The sequence below is a fragment of the Pedobacter nanyangensis genome (assembly GCF_003313505.1).
Lineage (GTDB): Bacteria > Bacteroidota > Bacteroidia > Sphingobacteriales > Sphingobacteriaceae > Pedobacter > Pedobacter nanyangensis.
On sequence record NZ_QMHO01000006.1, the window covers coordinates 132,438 to 148,928 of the forward strand.

Consider the following 16,491-nt stretch of genomic DNA (forward strand, 5'->3'; position numbering starts at 1 on the left):
TCAATATTATTTAAAATATGTCCGCAAATATCCCGCCTTTAAATTCGCCAACTCCTGAAGGGGCTTTTTTAAGATTGCTTAATGTACTGGATACCCTGCGTACGCAATGTCCATGGGATAAAAAGCAAACCATGGAAACCTTAAGGCACTTAACCATTGAAGAAACCTATGAACTTTCTGATGCCATTTTAGAAGGCGACATGCAGGAAATTAAAAAGGAACTGGGCGATGTGATGATGCACCTGGTTTTTTATGCCAGAATTGGCAGTGAGCAAAATGAATTTAATATTACCGATGTGCTTAATGGCGTTTGTGATAAATTGATTAACAGGCACCCACATATTTACGGAGATGTTGAGGCTGACACCGAAGAACAAGTAAAACAAAACTGGGAAAAGCTGAAGTTAAAAGAAGGCAACAAATCGGTGTTGGCCGGAGTGCCGACCTCGCTGCCAGCTTTGGTGAAAGCCAGCCGTATCCAAGAAAAAGCCAGAGGCGTTGGTTTTGATTGGGAAGAAAAGCAACAGGTTTGGGAAAAGGTTGAAGAAGAACTACAGGAATTTAAAAATGAGTTCAACATTGTTGATGGAAAGGAAATAGACACTGAAAAAGCGGAAGGTGAATTTGGCGACCTTCTTTTCTCGTTGGTTAACTACGCTCGTTTTATCGATATCAATCCTGAAAATGCACTGGAAAAAACCAATAAGAAGTTTATCAAGCGTTTTCAATACCTCGAAGAAAGGGCCAAAGAAAGTGGAAAGGCTTTACAGGATATGACCTTGGCAGAAATGGATGTGTATTGGAATGAAGCGAAGAAGTTATAGGATGTTTTATTATGTTTAACCACCTAAGACAGTTAAGAACATAGTGGCACATAAACAAACTTAGATGAGCTAAGGTGTACAAGGTGTTAATTTAATTTGAGCCATTAAGGAACATTAAATTTTTTGGCGTGTAGTCTTAGTTATTTTAACTTCTTAATGGTTTATTCTTTTAACCATCTAATAGAGTTTTAGTTTTTTCAATCCTTAAGAACACGAATCACTAAATCAACTGACCATCTTAATTTTTCTTCATACCTTAATGTTTCCTAAATAATCAAATATGGAAAAACATACCAGCGTTGACGAGTACATTTCCTCTTTCCCTTCGGAAACCCAAAAGATATTGCAGCAATTGAGGGACGATTTGCAGCAAATGGTACCCAATGCCAAACAGAAAATAGGTTATGGCATTCCAACTTTTACCCTAAATGGGAATCTTATCCATTTTGCTGGCTACAAAAATCACATTGGCCTTTACCCTGGGAGCAAGGCCATTGAAGTGTTTGCAGATCGGTTGAAAGATTACCATACTTCAAAAGGAACCATACAATTCCCTATTGACCAACCGCTCCCAATGATATTAATTAAAGAATTAGTGGATTTCTGTGTAATGCAGAATTTAGCGAAGGTTAAGCAGAAATAGGTTTCCTTAGATGTTTTTAACTATGATCTTTTTACCACCTTACACACCCAAGAGCACTTTACTTAAACAAGCAAAATGGTTTAAAAGCTAATCGTCCTCAAAGAAAGTATCTAACAAATCATCCGTTTCACGGCGGTCTTTTTTCGTTGGTCGTCCGGTACCTCTGTCCCTTTTTAAGGCAGGTGCATGAAACACCGATTTAAAGGCATGGGTTTCTTCCACAGGAGTTAAATCCTTATATTTTGTTACGGCAATTTTTGCATCTGTGCGGTTGTAAGAAAAATCTACCACCTCAATTACTTTTCGTTCAACACCCTTGCTAATTTGGTACACATCTCCAATCTTTACTATTGCCGAGGGCTTGATATTTTGCCCGTTAAGTTTTACGCGGCCAGCTTTACAGGCATCGGTAGCCAAACTTCTGGTTTTAAAAATGCGAATGGCCCAAAGGTACTTATCTACACGTAGTTTCTCTGTTTCTCCCATGAGTTCAAAATTAAACAATATTGAACAGTTCGCAGCCAGTATTTAGCAATTACACGAACAAACCAGACTGGCAAAATCCAACTTTTAACTTTTAAAGCTTTAACTTTTAACTTATAAAGACTTATTTTGCATAAATTTTTAAAATACGATGATTGCTGAACTAAAAAAACAAATAGAAGAAGCTTGGGAAGATAGAAGCTTATTACAATACAAGGAATACTCTGAAGCGATTGAAACGGTTATCCAACAGCTTAATCGTGGCGAAATCAGGGTGGCCGAACCAGTTTTAAATGGTTGGGGCATTAACGAATGGGTAAAAAAAGCAGTAATCCTTTATTTCCCTATCAAACAAATGGGCGAAACCAAGGCTGGCCCTTTTGTTTTCCACGATAAAATGGACCTTAAAACCGATTATAAAGAAAAAGGTGTACGTGTAGTACCTATGGCCAGTGCCCGCTATGGTGCTTTTTTGGCGCCAGGCGTAATCATGATGCCTTCTTACGTTAATATTGGTGCCTATGTTGACGAAGGTACCATGGTAGATACTTGGGCAACTGTAGGCTCCTGCGCTCAAATTGGCAAGCGTGTACACTTAAGCGGCGGCGTGGGTATTGGTGGTGTTTTAGAACCGGTACAGGCTGCTCCTGTAATTATTGAAGATGACTGTTTCTTAGGTTCAAGAGCTATTGTGGTTGAAGGCGTACGCGTAGAAAAAGAAGCGGTGTTGGGTGCTAACGTAGTGCTAACTGCCTCTACCAAAATTATTGATGTTACTGGCCCAGAACCTGTGGAGTACAAAGGTGTTGTTCCAGCTCGTTCAGTGGTAATTCCTGGTTCATACACCAAAAAATTCCCCGCTGGCGAATATCAAGTACCTTGCGCCATTATTATTGGAAAACGTAAGGAATCTACCGATAAAAAGACTTCCCTTAACGATGCATTGAGAGAAAATAACGTAGCTGTTTAATTTTCAGTTGTGAGTTACAGGTTGTGAGTTATAGGCGAAAAACTCATAACTCCCAACCTGTAACCCGTAACTAATTTGAAGAATGCGGAGGATATTGGGCCAAAATTTCCTTTACACCTTCGTTGATTCTTTCTTCCCTGTTTTTAAAGCTATCCAAATTAAAGCCATCTCCGCGGCCATGCCAAACGTGCATTTTGGTTTTTGGATCTAAAAAATCAATCACGAACAAACCTTCCTGGTAACGGTCAACGGTACGCATGCCGCCGCCCCAAAAAGGGCCCCAGCCCCAGCCCCAGCCACCACGCCATCCCCAAGGGCTATAAAAACCATTGTCGTACACATCTGTACGTTCGCGTTTGGCCACAATCAGGTTAACAAACAAATCAGGATTAGCTGCTTTTGTAAAACCTTTAGCTTGCATTTCTGCATCTACAGCAGCCATCATTCTTTTCTTATCCAGGCCATTTACTTCTAATTTTTCCAATCCCTTTTCATAAAAATTATAGGTTTTATAGCTTTTAAAATCGGCATCTTTATCAAAATCTGATGCAACGCGTAAACTTGTACAGGCAGACAGCAGTATAACGACTGCCAAAAAACCGCCCAATTTCTTTGTTGATTTCATAACATTTGTGTGTTTCGTTATTAAATTCAATTAGTTAACCTAAATTTACCAATAAAAATTGGCTTCATTATCAGCATTAACACATCTGTAAGTCAAATGTTAGTGTAAAAAATGTAATAAATTAGGTAGATAAGCTTCGGCGGTAATGACTACCTTTGTTGCATGGCGATGAAAGAAGAAATCAACAAAGCACTGGAAATTTTAAAAAGCGGAGGCGTGATTCTATATCCTACTGATACGGTTTGGGGTTTAGGCTGTGACGCAACCAATCAAGAAGCTGCTGCTAAAATCAACGAAATTAAAGGCAGGCCAACGGAAAAAAGCCTTATTGTGTTGTTGGACACCGACCATAAATTGCAGAGCTACGTTAATGATCTTCCAGAAGTTGCCTACGACTTAATAGAATATGCCGAAAAGCCCTTAACGGTGGTTTTTTCCAATGCCAAAAATTTAGCGCCCAATGTGATCAATACGGATGGTAGCGTGGGAATTAGGATACCCAAACATGATTTCTGCCAGCAATTGATCCAACGCTTCCGCAAACCCATTGTATCTACTTCGGCAAACATCAGCGGCCAACCCACTCCAAAATTTTTCGATGAAATAAGTGATGAAATTAAGGAGGCCGTAGATTATGTGGTGGATTTGGAACAGGAAAACCGAACTCCCAAACAGCCTTCTACCATTGTAAAGCTGGGACCCGGTGGCCAGTTTGAATTTATCAGGAAATAAGTCCAAGCGCACCGATTATCCACCTCAATCATTTCCATCACCGCTCTAAAACTCCTCTTTAGGGGATTTAGGGGTTTTTATTACCTTTGCTATCAATATGCAAACCAATCCACAGACTGGCGACACCAACTTTCCACTAAACAAGATGGAGGCCCTCATCTTTAACGTATTAGCCGAAACTGCGGCAAAAACAGCAACAGAAATTTACGTTATAGGAGGATTTGTGCGTGATCTTTACCTAGATCGCCCTTCCAAGGACATTGATGTAGTAGTACTTGGCAATGGAATTTCCTTTGCCGAAAAGGTAGGCCAAAAGCTGAAAACCAATGTCGCAGTTTTCAAGAATTTTGGTACTGCAATGCTAAAACATGCAGATTTGGAGGTAGAGTTTGTAGGCGCCCGCAAAGAGAGCTACAGAGCAAATTCACGTAAGCCAATTGTAGAAGACGGTACTTTGGAGGATGACCAACTTCGCAGAGATTTTACTATCAATGCGTTGGCAATTTCATTAAACCAAACAGATTTTGGAGCGGTAGTTGACCCATTTAACGGTTTGGAAGACCTTCAGAATAAACTTATCCGCACTCCGCTAGATCCGGTGATCACCTTCTCTGATGATCCTTTGCGCATGATGCGTGCCATCCGTTTTGCAACGCAACTCGATTTTCAGATAGAACAAACTGCGGTTGATGCCATCAAATCACAAAAAGAGCGGATAAAAATTGTATCGAAAGAACGTATCACCGACGAGCTGAACAAGATCATTCTTGCAAAAAAGCCTTCTATTGGTTTCAACTACCTGTTTGATACCGGGCTTTTGGAACTGATTTTCCCTCAAATGGCCAAATTATATGGAGTTGATATCATCAAAGGCCGTGCACATAAAGACAATTTCTACCATACCTTAGAGGTATTAGATAATATTTGCCAAACCACCGATGACCTTTGGCTGCGCTGGGCGGCCATTCTTCATGATATAGCCAAGCCAGCTACCAAACGCTTTGAAGAAGGCCATGGCTGGACTTTCCACGGACATGAGGACAGAGGGGCCCGGATGGTTCCACAGATTTTTGCCCAGCTCAAACTTCCCTTGAACGAAAAAATGAAATTTGTGCAGAAATTGGTCCTGCTGCATCTGCGCCCCATAGTATTGGCCCAAGATATTGTGACCGACTCGGCGGTAAGACGTTTGCTATTTGAAGCCGGCGAAGATATCGACAGCCTGATGTTGCTTTGCAATGCCGATGTAACCACTAAAAACGAGTATAAAATTAAAAAATACCGAAACAACTTTGAACTGGTAAAACAAAAACTCAAAGATGTGGAAGAAAGAGACCAGCTACGTAATTGGCAGCCCCCCATTTCGGGAAATGACATCATGGAAACGTTTGGTCTACCGGCAGGCAAGGAAGTGGGCGTTTTAAAAAATGCCATCCGCGAGGCTATTTTAGAAGGCGATATTACCAACAGTTATCAAGAAGCTTTTAACTTTATGCTCCAAAAAGCCAAAGAGTTAGGATTGAGCCCGGTTTGATTTACATTTTCAGTTTTCTAAAACACCATTTAAAGATTAGCGTTATACATCGGAGAACCCGTTTTCAGACTTCCGCACTTCGAAGTTTTTTTATATTTTTACCCCACAATAAAGCAGGATTATAGGATATGGCCATTTATAGATTTAGAGTTTCTTTCGAAGATTACGACGATATCACCCGTGAGATTGACATCAAAAGCAATCAAACTTTCGAAGATTTACATAGAGCTATACACCGCAGTACCGGATATAATGCCGAGAAATCTTCGTCATTTTATGTAAGTACCGATAACTGGATCAAAGGCGAAGAAATTGCCATCCACCCTACGCAACGTAAAATGGATAACGGAGTGACTTTGATGGAAAAATCAAAGCTGAGCAGTTTTATTGAAGACCCACATCAGAAATTCTACTATATCTACAATTTTGAGAGGCCATACGATTTCCATGTGGAGCTGATCAAGATCATACTCGACAACGATCCTAAAATTGAATACCCATATTTGGTAAAAAGTATTGGTGAAGCCCCAAAAATTATCGATAAAACCAATGTGGATAGCATTGTTGCCAGCAGCTCCGCTATTGACAACGACTTTGATTTCCTAAACGAAATGGATTTTGTTCCAGAAGATACCGATGAGCTGGAAGCTATGGGCGGCCGGGGAATCAACGCACAGGAAGATGACCACGATGAAGAAGAGGAAGACCAAGAGGATGAGTTTGGCGACGGTGAAGAAGATTACAGTAACGACGATTATGGTAACGATAAAGACGACTATTAATCCGAAAGCTTAACAGACCGAAAGTCGGGAGCCTGTGATCAACCCCCTAAACTTTCAACACATACCCCCTAGGCACAAAATGGCACAAAAAACATTGATCGTTATTGTGGGGCCAACGGCAATTGGTAAAACCTCCTTGGCAATTGAACTGGCCAAGCATTACCAAACCGAAATTATTTCTGCCGATTCCAGGCAGTTTTTTAGGGAAATGAGCATTGGAACCGCCAAACCTTCGGAAGAAGAATTGGCGGCAGTACCGCATCATTTCATTAATTCGCATAGCATTAACCAGCTTTTTAGCACCGGTGATTTTGAAGTGCAAGCGTTAGCTTTAATTGAAAACCTTTTTAACAAGCATGACGTACTCATACTGGTTGGGGGTTCTGGCCTATACATTAATGCCCTTTGCAATGGCTTAGACGATATGCCCGAAATCAACCTTAATATCCGCGAAAAACTTAACCAGCAATTTGCAAATGAGGGCATTGAAACGATCAGGAAACAATTGGCAACACTTGACCCTGAATATTTTGCGAAAGTTGACCAAAGTAACCCCCAACGCATGATCCGTGGCTTGGAAGTAGTGCTATCTACGGGACAAAAACTAAGCTCATTCCTTACATCCAGCAAAAAAGAGCGACCATTTAACATCGTCAAGATAGGGTTAAATACAGAACGGGAAAAACTTTACAGCCAAATTAACCATCGAGTAAACGCAATGATGCAAGAAGGCTTACTCGAAGAAGTAAAATCTCTTGCGGCTTATAAAGAGCTGAATGCACTGAAAACCGTTGGCTATACGGAGATTTTTGACCATTTAGATGGAAAAATTGACTTGGCTACCGCTGTCGATAAAATTAAGCAAAATACTCGTCGCTTTGCCAAAAGGCAATTAACCTGGTTTAAAAAAGATACGGAGATCACTTGGTTTGAACCTGGAGAGGGTGACGAGGTGCTTGATTTTGTGAATCGAAGTTTATAGTTAACGTCGCTTAGCTCATGGCATTAATTAACGCTTTAGGATTGCTTGGTAAACTCGCAATGACGTACCTATTTTCGCTACTGCAAACAGCATAACTAATCAATCTTTCAGGAAATAAAGTTGTAACGCTAATGCTTCATACATTTCTTAACATACATCAAAAACTTTACCCCTATATTGAAGTTATCTTTGTAACAAAGAAAGGAAATTTATGGAATTAGGGATTGGAATGTTTGGCGATTTAAGAATTGACGCCAATGGTGAGCCGCAACCCGCACAACAACGTTTGCAAGAAATTATAGCGGAAATTAAACTCATGGACCAAGTGGGTTTAGATTTTTATGGAATTGGAGAGCATCATCGGCCAGATTATGCCGTATCCACTCCAGAAATCATTCTAGCGGCAGCTGCCACGGTAACCAAAAACATCAAGTTGGGCAGCGCAGTTTCGGTATTAAGCTCATCAGATCCGGTAAAACTTTACCAAAGCTTTGCAACAGTAGATTTAATTTCAAATGGCCGGGCCGAGTTAATGGCTGGCCGCGGTAGCTTTATCGAATCGTTTCCATTGTTTGGCTACAACCTTGCCGATTATGACGAACTTTTTGAAGAGAAATTGAACCTCTTGGTGAAAATCAACCAACAGCAAACCATTTCATGGAAAGGAAAATTCAGACCAGAACTAAAAGAACAACAGGTTTTACCTCGTGCGGTAAATAACCATTTAAATATTTGGGTAGCTGTTGGTGGCACGCCAAACTCTGTGGTACGTGCAGGAAAGTTGGGCTTACCCGTAATGTTTGCCATTATTGGCGGCAATCCGGAACAGTTTAAGCCCCTGTTTGAGTATTATAAACAGGCCTACGAAGATAGCGGCCACGACATGAGCCAATTCAAGGTGGGCGTACACATGCATTCGTTTTTTGGAGAAGAAAGCCAAGCTACCGCCGATTACTATTACCCTATTTATGCGGCACAGATGGACAGAATTGGCAAATCAAGAGGTTGGCCGCCATTCCAACGCGGGCAGTTTGATTTTGGACGTTCGAAACATGGCGCTTTAATTATTGGGGACGCTAATGAAACCGCCGATAAAATACTGCAAATGCAAGAGCTATTTGGCTTAACCCGCTTTTCGGCACACATGGATGTAGGCGCACCATCACACGAATACATGATGAAATCTATCGAGATTTTTGGCGATAAGATAGCACCACAAATAAGAAAAGCTTTGGGAAAATAATTACCGACCATTTCCCCCCTCTCTTTTTAAAGGAGAGGCGAGGGAGAGGTTATATAACCACATAGACACCTAACAGCATTATTTTACAATTAAGTAATTACTTAATCTAAAGATTTCTCTCCCGAAGTGCCGAGACTACGTTTCGCTCGAAATGACGGTATGATATTTTTAGACAATTCCCTAACTTATCTTTAGGCCATAATTCGCTACCTTTACGGCTATATGGATAACCACTTAGTTATTGCTGTTGGAGCAGCTTTTGGAATTTTAGCGATTATTCTTGGCGCTTTCGGGGCTCATGCTTTAAAGAAAGTTTTATCTGCCGAGAAGTTGGCCTCTTTTGAAGTGGGTGTGAGGTATCAAACCTACAGCGCCCTATTTCTGCTGGTGCTGGGCTACCATGCTAATTTAGCATTGGGTGCCATTAGGTGGGCCTTTTATTTGGTAACGATTGGCACCATCCTTTTTTCTTTTAGCATTTATCTTTTGTCCTTGTCGGAATACCTTAAAAAGAGCTTTAAATTTTTAGGTCCAATTACACCGCTAGGTGGTTTATTGATGATTATTGGCTGGGGCTGTTTGCTATGCTCTGCTCTTTAGTTGTTTCTTTGTATAATAAAAACCTCGCAGGTTTTGAAAACCTGCGAGGTTTGTTACGTTTGAGCACTACTTTAAGTTCCTAAACCCGATAGTAGCGGAAATCCTTTTTGTTACAGGGAAAAACCTCATAGGTTTGATAAGCATGGTGCAAGGGGCAACCGATGAGGTTTGCGGGCAAGGGCCACAAAAAGATTGAAGCGTATAGCGGGACTATCGATAATAGTAGCAACAACTTGCTTTTCAAACCAAATAAGAAGACCTACAATGCGGCTTTTACCAAATACGGCAATATCTCTTTTTGGAAGGTTACAAAGTTTTTGCGGACATCTGAATCACTTACCGAGGTAAAGGCAAACGAAAACACGATGCTTTTACTGGCTTTCAACAAAAATGCCAGTCCGCCACGACGAGCTGGATTATTTTTAAAGTGATCGAGCTCTAAATAGGCAGATAGCAATAGTGCCTCCAATTGATCAGAAAGATGTTTCAAAAACTCTTGGGAGTTGGCATTTTCGCGAACAAAGTCCCAGCCAATAAATTCGTTGCAGGCAGTAAAGGAAAGTCGGCAGGTTTTCATCACCAAAGCTTTTAAATGTTCTTCTTCGCTTGCAAATTGTGCCTTATTGGACAAAATACCATGCAAATTAACATCCAGGTAGTCCATCAAAATAAAATCGAGGATTTGCTCCTTGCTTTCGAAATACTTATAGATGGTAGCCTTGGCAATACGGGCTTTTTTAGCAATTTCGTTTACACTGGTTTTGTGATATCCGTATTTTCTAAATAGCTCCTTTGCGGCCCTAAGTATACTTTCTTTTATTTTTTCTGGCTCCATTAATTTCTTACTAATATTTGTTGCCCCGCTATGTTCAAAGCATATCTTTTTAAAGCTCTTTTTGCGGGTGCTTTTTGCGGACTACCATCAAGCAATGAAAACTTACCTCCCGAGCATGGATCTACGGCTAGGAACAACCCATTTTCAGGGGTAACGGCACAGGCCTTTTCGGGGTTAACGGTGCTGCATCTGTCAAAAGCAACATACTCATTAGTAGGTGTTTTTACGATAACCAGGCCAGCTACTCCGTGGTTTGGCACCAGTAAAATTCCGTTGGTAGCCCTAATTCCAAATTCGGCAATGGTAATTGTGTAATTTACGGGATAATCTGGAATGTAGTTTTCTTCCTTTCCGCAGGATGCGAAAAGTAGAAAGACCATTGCTATAGCCGCTAATTTTTTCATGTTATATAATGGCCGACTGATATTGTTTCAGGAAACGAACATCGTTTTCCGAAAACAAACGCAAGTCTTTGATTTCGAACTTGAGGTTTGCAATTCGCTCGATACCCATACCAAATGCAAAACCGCTATATTTCTTGCTATCAATGCGGCAGTTTTCCAAAACATTTGGATCTACCATGCCACAGCCCAAAATTTCTACCCAGCCGCTGCCTTTGCACATTTGGCAGCCTGCGCCTTTACAAATGGTACAAGAAATATCCATTTCGGCCGAAGGCTCGGTAAACGGGAAATATGAAGGGCGGAAACGTACTTTGGTACCTTCGCCATATAATTCCTGTACAAAATAGAAAAGGGTTTGCTTTAAATCGGCGAATGAAACTTTTTCATCCACGTATAAACCTTCTACCTGGTGGAAAAAACAATGCGCCCTAGCTGAAATAGCTTCGTTACGGTAAACACGTCCCGGCATTAGTGCTCTGAACGGAGGCTGGCCTGCCTCCATCATCCTTACCTGCACCGATGAGGTGTGCGTACGGAGTGCAATATCGCCATTTTCACCGCCTTTTTTGATGAAGAAGGTATCTTGCATATCTCTGGCGGGGTGTTCCTCAGGGAAGTTCAAGGCAGAAAAGTTATGCCAATCATCTTCAATTTCTGGCCCTTCGGCAACGCTGAAACCCAATTTATTGAAGATTTCGATGATTTCCCTACGTACAATAGCCAACGGATGACGCGTACCTAACTCAAAACCTTCTCCAGGCAAAGTCAAATCAAGCTGATTACTTTCCGAAGTATCCTTTGATGCCGAAATCGTTTCGTTTAACGTTTGGAACTTGGCCTCTGCCAATTGCTTAAACTCGTTCAGTACCTTTCCCAAGGTTCTCTTCTCTTCGGGAGAAACGGCTTTAAATTCATCAAACAAATCTTTGATGATCCCCTTAGTTCCCAGAAAACGTATTCTGAACTGTTCCAGCGCTGCTGCATTAGCGGTAGAAAACGCATTGATTTCGTTAGTGTATTGCGTTATTTGGTCTTGTAACATGGGCCAAATATACAGGATTTTCTCCTATATATTTGTCAAGGTGAGTTCAAAAACAAAGTTAAATGACTATTACAGCCATAAAATGAACCCAATCTTTAAGATATCTATTGCAAATTAGCGTTTAGATAAGCCAATAGCTCCACAAACACCAATTGAATGTTTCCTGTTTTGGTAAAATTGTGGTCGGCCCCGGCAATTTGTACAAATTTATTGGGCACGTTAAGCTGATTTAATTTTGTAGTAAAAGCATCAAAAGTTGCCCTACCCTGCTTTGGCAAATCTCCAACGGCATTGTTTTCAGGGAAAATGGTTAAGGTTGGTATTTTCTGATTTGCATTGGCCACATATAGGGGGCTAATGGCCCTGTAGGATTGTTCATTGGCCACGCTTACTTCAAAACCGGTATATCTATAGCCCATTTCTAAGATGTAAGGTGGCAGCAAGTTATAGGAAGGAATATCGGTAAAGGTTTGGTCCAACGCTCCCGCCAAATTTACTGCCACTTTTACTTTATTGGTGTTTTTGTTGCCGTAGCTGTACAGCAAACCTAAGGTTGCCCCAGCACTGTGCCCCGCAACGGCAATTCTGTTTTTACTCACTTGCCATTCATCTGCATGGGCAATAGCGTAATCAACGGCCGCACTTACATCATCAACCTGGTGTTGAATGAGTACCGCACTTTGCTTATGAGTTACGGGATTAGTTTGCAAGCCACTGCCATCTACCAAACGATAGTTGATATTAACTACGGCAAAATTTCTCCTGGCCAATTCTTCTGCTATCGAAGTATATTCACTTTTATCGCCGCCAATAAAGCTACCTCCATGTACAAATACCACCATTTTGGTTTCTGAATTTCTGTTAGCGGGCAAATAAACATCCATATTTTGCAAAGCGTTACTGCCATAACTCACATTCAGTTTTGTTTCGGCTTTTAACGATTGGCTGCTTGATTTTTTACAGGCAACAATGGATATGGATAATACCAGGAAGCAAAAGCTTTTCAGGAAAATTTTCATGCGTTATTCTAATTTTTAATGACACCCAGCTCCCTGCCTACTTTGGTAAATGCAGCAATGGCCTTGTCTAAATGATGTTGCTCATGCGCAGCCGAAAGCTGTACCCTGATACGAGCTTTACCTTGTGGCACCACAGGATAAAAGAAACCAATTACATAAATTCCTTCTTCTAGCATTTTAGCGGCAAATTCTTGTGCTACTTTGGCATCGTACAGCATTACCGGAACAATAGGATGAAACCCAGGCTTGATATCAAAGCCTGCTTGGGTCATTTTCTCTCTAAAATATTTGGTGTTATATTCCAACTTATCACGCAGTGCGGTAGTTTCGCTTAACATATCCAATACCGCTACCGATGCCCCAGCAATAGAAGGCGCCAGTGTATTGGAAAACAAATATGGGCGTGACCGTTGACGCAACATATCTACAATTTCTTTGCGTCCCGACGTAAATCCGCCAGAAGCACCGCCCAAGGCCTTGCCCAAGGTACCAGTAATGATGTCGATACGGCCCATTACATTAAAATGCTCGTGCGTACCCCTTCCAGTTTTACCAATAAAACCAGAGCAGTGTGATTCGTCAATCATCACCAGGGCCTCGTATTTATCTGCCAAATCACAAATTTTATCCAAAGGTGCAACAGAACCGTCCATAGAAAAAGCCCCGTCGGTCACAATCATTCGGTGGCGGCAATCCTTTGCGGCGATCAATTGCTGCTCCAGGTCGTCCATATCGCAGTTTTTATAACGGAAACGTTGCGCCTTACACAAACGTACCCCATCGATGATAGAAGCATGGTTCAACTCGTCGGAAATGATCGCATCTTCAGGGCCTAACAATGGTTCAAAAACGCCACCATTGGCATCAAAAGCAGCCGCATAAAGAATGGTATCTTCTGTTCCTAAAAATTCTGAAATCTTTTTTTCTAACTCTTTGTGGATATCCTGGGTACCACAAATAAATCTAACAGACGACATTCCATAACCGTATTTATCGATGGCATCTTTAGCCGCTTCAATCACTTTTGGGTGAGACGACAGCCCTAGATAGTTATTTGCGCAGAAGTTAATCACCTCATCACCAGTGCTTACCTTAATATCTGCACCTTGCGGGGTAACGATGATTCTTTCTTTTTTATATAGCCCGGCTTGCTCAATTTCCGCAAGTTCCTTTTGTAAAACGGGTTGTAGGGTTTTATACATGGTTTTATTTTTAATAGATTTTAACACAAATATAGTATTTTGGTTGTTGTGCAACCTTAAGAAACATTACATCGTCTTTGATTTAAAAGATAACCACATGAATAAAAAACTTCTACTCCTTTTTTATCTAATTACTTTATCCATAGCGGCCTTGGCCCAGCAATTTGAAATCAGAGGCAAAATAACCGATAGCGACGGTGAACCTATCCCGTTCGTTTCCGTTTTCATCAAAGGAACTACCAAAGGAGTTTCTGCAAACGCAGAGGGAGTTTACAGTATTAACGTAGAAAGGGGCTTAGTCACCCTAACCTTTACCGTGGTAGGTTTTAAAACCGCTACGCAAAGTGTTGACGTTTTTAACAACACCACCTTAAACCAGACCCTGCAGACAGAGCAATACACCTTGAACAGCGTGGTTATTAAAGCCAATGGCGAAGACCCAGCCTATCGAATTGTAAGAAATGCCATTAAAAACAGGAAAAGCTATCTGGAAGAAATTTTTGCCTATAGCAGCGATGTTTACATTAAGGGCATGCAGAAACTGGTTGGCGCTCCAAAGAAATTTTTTGGCAGGGATATCCAAAAAACGCTGAACTTGGATACTAACCGCAATGGTATTTTGTACCTCTCTGAATCCCAATCGAAGTTTTCGTACATGAAGCCCGACAGGATTAAGGAAGAAATGATTTCTTCAAAAATCTCGGGACGAAATAATGCTTTTAGCTTCAACAAGGCATCTGACATGAGAATCAACTTTTACGAAAACCTGCTCCTTGAAAATAGTGGGTTAAGTGCCAGAAGTTTTGTTTCCCCAATTGCCGACAATGCAATGTTCTACTATAAATATAAGCTTTTGGGCAAAACCGAGGAAAATGGACTAACCATCAATAAAATTGAAGTAAGCCCCCGCCGCAAGAACGACCCGGTTTTTAGGGGGGTAATTTACATTGCCGATGAAACTTGGCGCTTGATGGGCACGGATTTAAACCTGACCAAAGATGCTGGCGTTAATTTGATAGATACGCTGAACATTGCGCAACATTTCATTAAGGTAGACAAATACTACATGCCCGGCAATTTGAAATTTCAATTTAACGGTAATGTTTTTGGCTTCAAGTTCCAGGGATATTTTATTAGTTTCTATAGCAACTACAATATCAATCCTAAATTTGAGAAGGGCTATTTTACCGCCGAAATTTTAAAAATCACCAAAGCGGTAAACAAAAAAGACTCGGCCTATTGGGCCAACAACAGGCCTATCCCGCTTACCGAGGAAGAACGCAAAGACTATATCAAAAAGGATAGTATAGCGCTGCGTATGCAAAGTAAAGCTTACCTGGATTCGGTAGAAAAGGCCAACAACAATTTTACGCCAGGAAAAATATTGGTTACCAGTTACCAAATTAACGATAGGTACAACAAACGTTCCTACACTTTAGACCCCTTGATACAGTCGTTGTTTTATAATACTATAGAAGGTTTTGCGATTAAATATGGCGTCACCTATCGTAAACAATATGAGCAAAACAAATATCTTTCCATTAGGCCTCAAGCCAGATATGGTTTTGCCAATAAACGTTTTACGGCCAATGTGAATGCTTATTACTATTACGATCCTACCAAGCGGGCGGGCATTAATTTAGGTTTCGGCAGTGAAATTGCCGATTTGAACAACTACGGCACCATGTCGCCACTATCCAACACGCTGAACACTTTGTTTTTTGAAAGAAACTATCCCAAACTTTATAAAAGAGATTTTGTAACCATTGGCACACAAAGGGAGCTAGCCACCGGCCTGCAAGCGGCCATTTCTCTTGATTACGCCAACAACCATGCGCTTAGCAACAGTACATTGTACAAATTTAGAGACTATGAGGACCGCGAGTTCACCTCGAACAATCCATTAAACCCTACCGATGACGCACCATTTTTTCCCGATTACAAATCTACCGCTGTTACTGCAAGCTTAACTTATATCATAGGCCAAAAATACATTACCCGTCCTGATGCAAAAATATATACCGAAGCAAAATATCCTAAACTAAGCTTACGCTACAAAAAAGGGCTTGATGGTGTATTTGGTAGCGAAACCGATTATGACCTCATTACCTTTGAAGCTTATCAGGAGCGTATTGGCCTAGGGCTATTTGGCTATACCTCTTTTGTAGTAGGCGCAGGGAAATTTTTAAACAACAACAAGCTCTTTTATCCGGATTTTAAACACTTTAGAGGTAACAATGCAACGTTCTTCCCTCCTAATCTCAGAAAATTCAGATTTTTGGACTTTTATCAATATAGTACCAACGAGCACTATTTTGAGGCTCATCTTGAACATAATTTTTCAGGTTTTATCCTCAACAAAATTCCATTATTGAGAAAGCTGAAGCTAGAAGAAGTAGTAGGCATCAACTACCTAACCCAGCCCAAAAAGAAAAATTATACGGAGTATTATTTTGGCATACAGCGCCTGTTATTCGGGATTAGCTACGGTTTTGCCTTTGATAACGGCCGCAGAGTTGACCAAGGCTTTAGATTTTCGTACGATTTTTAAATGAAATGAGTTTTTTCATC

17 protein-coding genes are annotated in these 16,491 nt (G+C 40.9%); 10 read left to right on the plus strand and 7 right to left on the minus strand.

Annotated elements, in window-relative coordinates; translation table 11 throughout:
• Positions 1-17: 17 nt before the first annotated feature.
• On the plus strand, positions 18-824 hold the full coding sequence (gene mazG / locus DUT71_RS12195) for a nucleoside triphosphate pyrophosphohydrolase (RefSeq protein WP_113662814.1): 807 nt from the start codon (positions 18-20) through the stop codon (positions 822-824).
• A gap of 280 nt (positions 825-1,104) precedes the next feature.
• Positions 1,105-1,467, plus strand: coding sequence for an iron chaperone (locus DUT71_RS12200; RefSeq protein ID WP_113662815.1), 363 nt, complete (start codon positions 1,105-1,107; stop codon positions 1,465-1,467).
• Between the two features lie 87 nt (positions 1,468-1,554).
• Here the strand turns inward: DUT71_RS12200 and DUT71_RS12205 are convergent, their stop codons facing one another.
• A complete protein-coding gene (locus DUT71_RS12205) occupies positions 1,555-1,953 on the minus strand; it encodes an RNA-binding S4 domain-containing protein (protein ID WP_113662816.1) in 399 nt (132 codons plus the stop codon).
• A gap of 148 nt (positions 1,954-2,101) precedes the next feature.
• Here DUT71_RS12205 and DUT71_RS12210 point away from each other — a divergent pair, with 148 nt between their 5' ends.
• Complete coding sequence (locus tag DUT71_RS12210) at positions 2,102-2,920, plus strand: 2,3,4,5-tetrahydropyridine-2,6-dicarboxylate N-succinyltransferase (protein ID WP_113662817.1); 819 nt, start codon at positions 2,102-2,104, stop codon at positions 2,918-2,920.
• Between the two features lie 70 nt (positions 2,921-2,990).
• Here DUT71_RS12210 and DUT71_RS12215 read toward each other — a convergent pair whose 3' ends face one another.
• Positions 2,991-3,545 (minus strand): DUF4136 domain-containing protein, encoded by a 555-nt coding sequence (locus DUT71_RS12215; protein WP_113662818.1) that lies wholly within the window; start codon positions 3,543-3,545, stop codon positions 2,991-2,993.
• Positions 3,546-3,713: 168 nt separating this feature from the next.
• Here DUT71_RS12215 and DUT71_RS12220 point away from each other — a divergent pair, with 168 nt between their 5' ends.
• The 6 genes from DUT71_RS12220 (at position 3,714) to DUT71_RS12245 (ending at position 9,418) form a co-directional block, all read left to right on the plus strand.
• Entirely contained in the window at positions 3,714-4,277 is a 564-nt protein-coding gene (locus tag DUT71_RS12220; RefSeq protein WP_113662906.1) for an L-threonylcarbamoyladenylate synthase, read from the plus strand.
• 145 nt (positions 4,278-4,422) lie between these two features.
• On the plus strand, positions 4,423-5,811 hold the full coding sequence (locus DUT71_RS12225; RefSeq protein WP_205313929.1) for a CCA tRNA nucleotidyltransferase: 1,389 nt from the start codon (positions 4,423-4,425) through the stop codon (positions 5,809-5,811).
• A 128-nt stretch (positions 5,812-5,939) separates the two neighbouring features.
• Positions 5,940-6,593 (plus strand): IS1096 element passenger TnpR family protein, encoded by a 654-nt coding sequence (locus DUT71_RS12230; RefSeq protein ID WP_113662820.1) that lies wholly within the window; start codon positions 5,940-5,942, stop codon positions 6,591-6,593.
• A gap of 79 nt (positions 6,594-6,672) precedes the next feature.
• Positions 6,673-7,575, plus strand: coding sequence for a tRNA (adenosine(37)-N6)-dimethylallyltransferase MiaA (miaA, locus tag DUT71_RS12235; protein WP_113662821.1), 903 nt, complete (start codon positions 6,673-6,675; stop codon positions 7,573-7,575).
• A 211-nt stretch (positions 7,576-7,786) separates the two neighbouring features.
• The gene (locus tag DUT71_RS12240; protein WP_113662822.1) at positions 7,787-8,818 is read left to right on the plus strand and encodes an LLM class flavin-dependent oxidoreductase; all 1,032 of its coding nucleotides are present in this window, start codon (positions 7,787-7,789) and stop codon (positions 8,816-8,818) included.
• Positions 8,819-9,040: 222 nt separating this feature from the next.
• Entirely contained in the window at positions 9,041-9,418 is a 378-nt protein-coding gene (locus DUT71_RS12245) for a DUF423 domain-containing protein (RefSeq protein WP_113662823.1), read from the plus strand.
• Positions 9,419-9,677: 259 nt separating this feature from the next.
• On the opposite strand, the gene DUT71_RS12250 is transcribed toward DUT71_RS12245, so the two are convergent.
• From DUT71_RS12250 to kbl, 5 genes are all read right to left on the minus strand, one after another.
• A complete protein-coding gene (locus tag DUT71_RS12250) occupies positions 9,678-10,253 on the minus strand; it encodes a TetR/AcrR family transcriptional regulator (RefSeq protein ID WP_113646812.1) in 576 nt (191 codons plus the stop codon).
• A complete protein-coding gene (locus DUT71_RS12255; RefSeq protein ID WP_113662824.1) occupies positions 10,253-10,657 on the minus strand; it encodes a Rieske (2Fe-2S) protein in 405 nt (134 codons plus the stop codon). The genes DUT71_RS12250 and DUT71_RS12255 overlap by 1 nt, the downstream gene beginning before the upstream one ends.
• A gap of 1 nt (position 10,658) precedes the next feature.
• On the minus strand, positions 10,659-11,699 hold the full coding sequence (pheS, locus tag DUT71_RS12260) for a phenylalanine--tRNA ligase subunit alpha (RefSeq protein WP_113662825.1): 1,041 nt from the start codon (positions 11,697-11,699) through the stop codon (positions 10,659-10,661).
• A 104-nt stretch (positions 11,700-11,803) separates the two neighbouring features.
• Positions 11,804-12,718: an alpha/beta hydrolase gene (locus tag DUT71_RS12265; RefSeq protein WP_113662826.1), complete on the minus strand. Its 915-nt coding sequence runs from the start codon at positions 12,716-12,718 to the stop codon at positions 11,804-11,806.
• 8 nt (positions 12,719-12,726) lie between these two features.
• The gene (gene kbl / locus DUT71_RS12270; RefSeq protein ID WP_113662827.1) at positions 12,727-13,920 is read right to left on the minus strand and encodes a glycine C-acetyltransferase; all 1,194 of its coding nucleotides are present in this window, start codon (positions 13,918-13,920) and stop codon (positions 12,727-12,729) included.
• A gap of 97 nt (positions 13,921-14,017) precedes the next feature.
• Between kbl and DUT71_RS12275 the strand changes: the two genes are divergently transcribed.
• Positions 14,018-16,471 (plus strand): DUF5686 and carboxypeptidase regulatory-like domain-containing protein, encoded by a 2,454-nt coding sequence (locus DUT71_RS12275; RefSeq protein WP_113662907.1) that lies wholly within the window; start codon positions 14,018-14,020, stop codon positions 16,469-16,471.
• Positions 16,472-16,491 lie beyond the last annotated feature (20 nt).

What these genes read in the sequence shown, in the direction of transcription:
- DUT71_RS12205 (WP_113662816.1), bottom strand. Translation starts at nt 1,953, where the DNA reads ATGGGAGAAACAGAGAAACTACGTGTAGATAAGTACCTTTGGGCCATT.
- DUT71_RS12245 (WP_113662823.1), top strand. Translation starts at nt 9,041, where the DNA reads ATGGATAACCACTTAGTTATTGCTGTTGGAGCAGCTTTTGGAATTTTA.
- DUT71_RS12265 (WP_113662826.1), bottom strand. Translation starts at nt 12,718, where the DNA reads ATGAAAATTTTCCTGAAAAGCTTTTGCTTCCTGGTATTATCCATATCC.
- DUT71_RS12225 (WP_205313929.1), top strand. Translation starts at nt 4,423, where the DNA reads ATGGAGGCCCTCATCTTTAACGTATTAGCCGAAACTGCGGCAAAAACA.
- DUT71_RS12275 (WP_113662907.1), top strand. Translation starts at nt 14,018, where the DNA reads ATGAATAAAAAACTTCTACTCCTTTTTTATCTAATTACTTTATCCATA.
- DUT71_RS12230 (WP_113662820.1), top strand. Translation starts at nt 5,940, where the DNA reads ATGGCCATTTATAGATTTAGAGTTTCTTTCGAAGATTACGACGATATC.
- DUT71_RS12250 (WP_113646812.1), bottom strand. Translation starts at nt 10,253, where the DNA reads ATGGAGCCAGAAAAAATAAAAGAAAGTATACTTAGGGCCGCAAAGGAG.
- DUT71_RS12200 (WP_113662815.1), top strand. Translation starts at nt 1,105, where the DNA reads ATGGAAAAACATACCAGCGTTGACGAGTACATTTCCTCTTTCCCTTCG.
- DUT71_RS12240 (WP_113662822.1), top strand. Translation starts at nt 7,787, where the DNA reads ATGGAATTAGGGATTGGAATGTTTGGCGATTTAAGAATTGACGCCAAT.
- DUT71_RS12220 (WP_113662906.1), top strand. Translation starts at nt 3,714, where the DNA reads ATGAAAGAAGAAATCAACAAAGCACTGGAAATTTTAAAAAGCGGAGGC.
- DUT71_RS12215 (WP_113662818.1), bottom strand. Translation starts at nt 3,545, where the DNA reads ATGAAATCAACAAAGAAATTGGGCGGTTTTTTGGCAGTCGTTATACTG.
- mazG (WP_113662814.1), top strand. Translation starts at nt 18, where the DNA reads ATGTCCGCAAATATCCCGCCTTTAAATTCGCCAACTCCTGAAGGGGCT.
- DUT71_RS12255 (WP_113662824.1), bottom strand. Translation starts at nt 10,657, where the DNA reads ATGAAAAAATTAGCGGCTATAGCAATGGTCTTTCTACTTTTCGCATCC.
- miaA (WP_113662821.1), top strand. Translation starts at nt 6,673, where the DNA reads ATGGCACAAAAAACATTGATCGTTATTGTGGGGCCAACGGCAATTGGT.
- pheS (WP_113662825.1), bottom strand. Translation starts at nt 11,699, where the DNA reads ATGTTACAAGACCAAATAACGCAATACACTAACGAAATCAATGCGTTT.
- DUT71_RS12210 (WP_113662817.1), top strand. Translation starts at nt 2,102, where the DNA reads ATGATTGCTGAACTAAAAAAACAAATAGAAGAAGCTTGGGAAGATAGA.
- kbl (WP_113662827.1), bottom strand. Translation starts at nt 13,920, where the DNA reads ATGTATAAAACCCTACAACCCGTTTTACAAAAGGAACTTGCGGAAATT.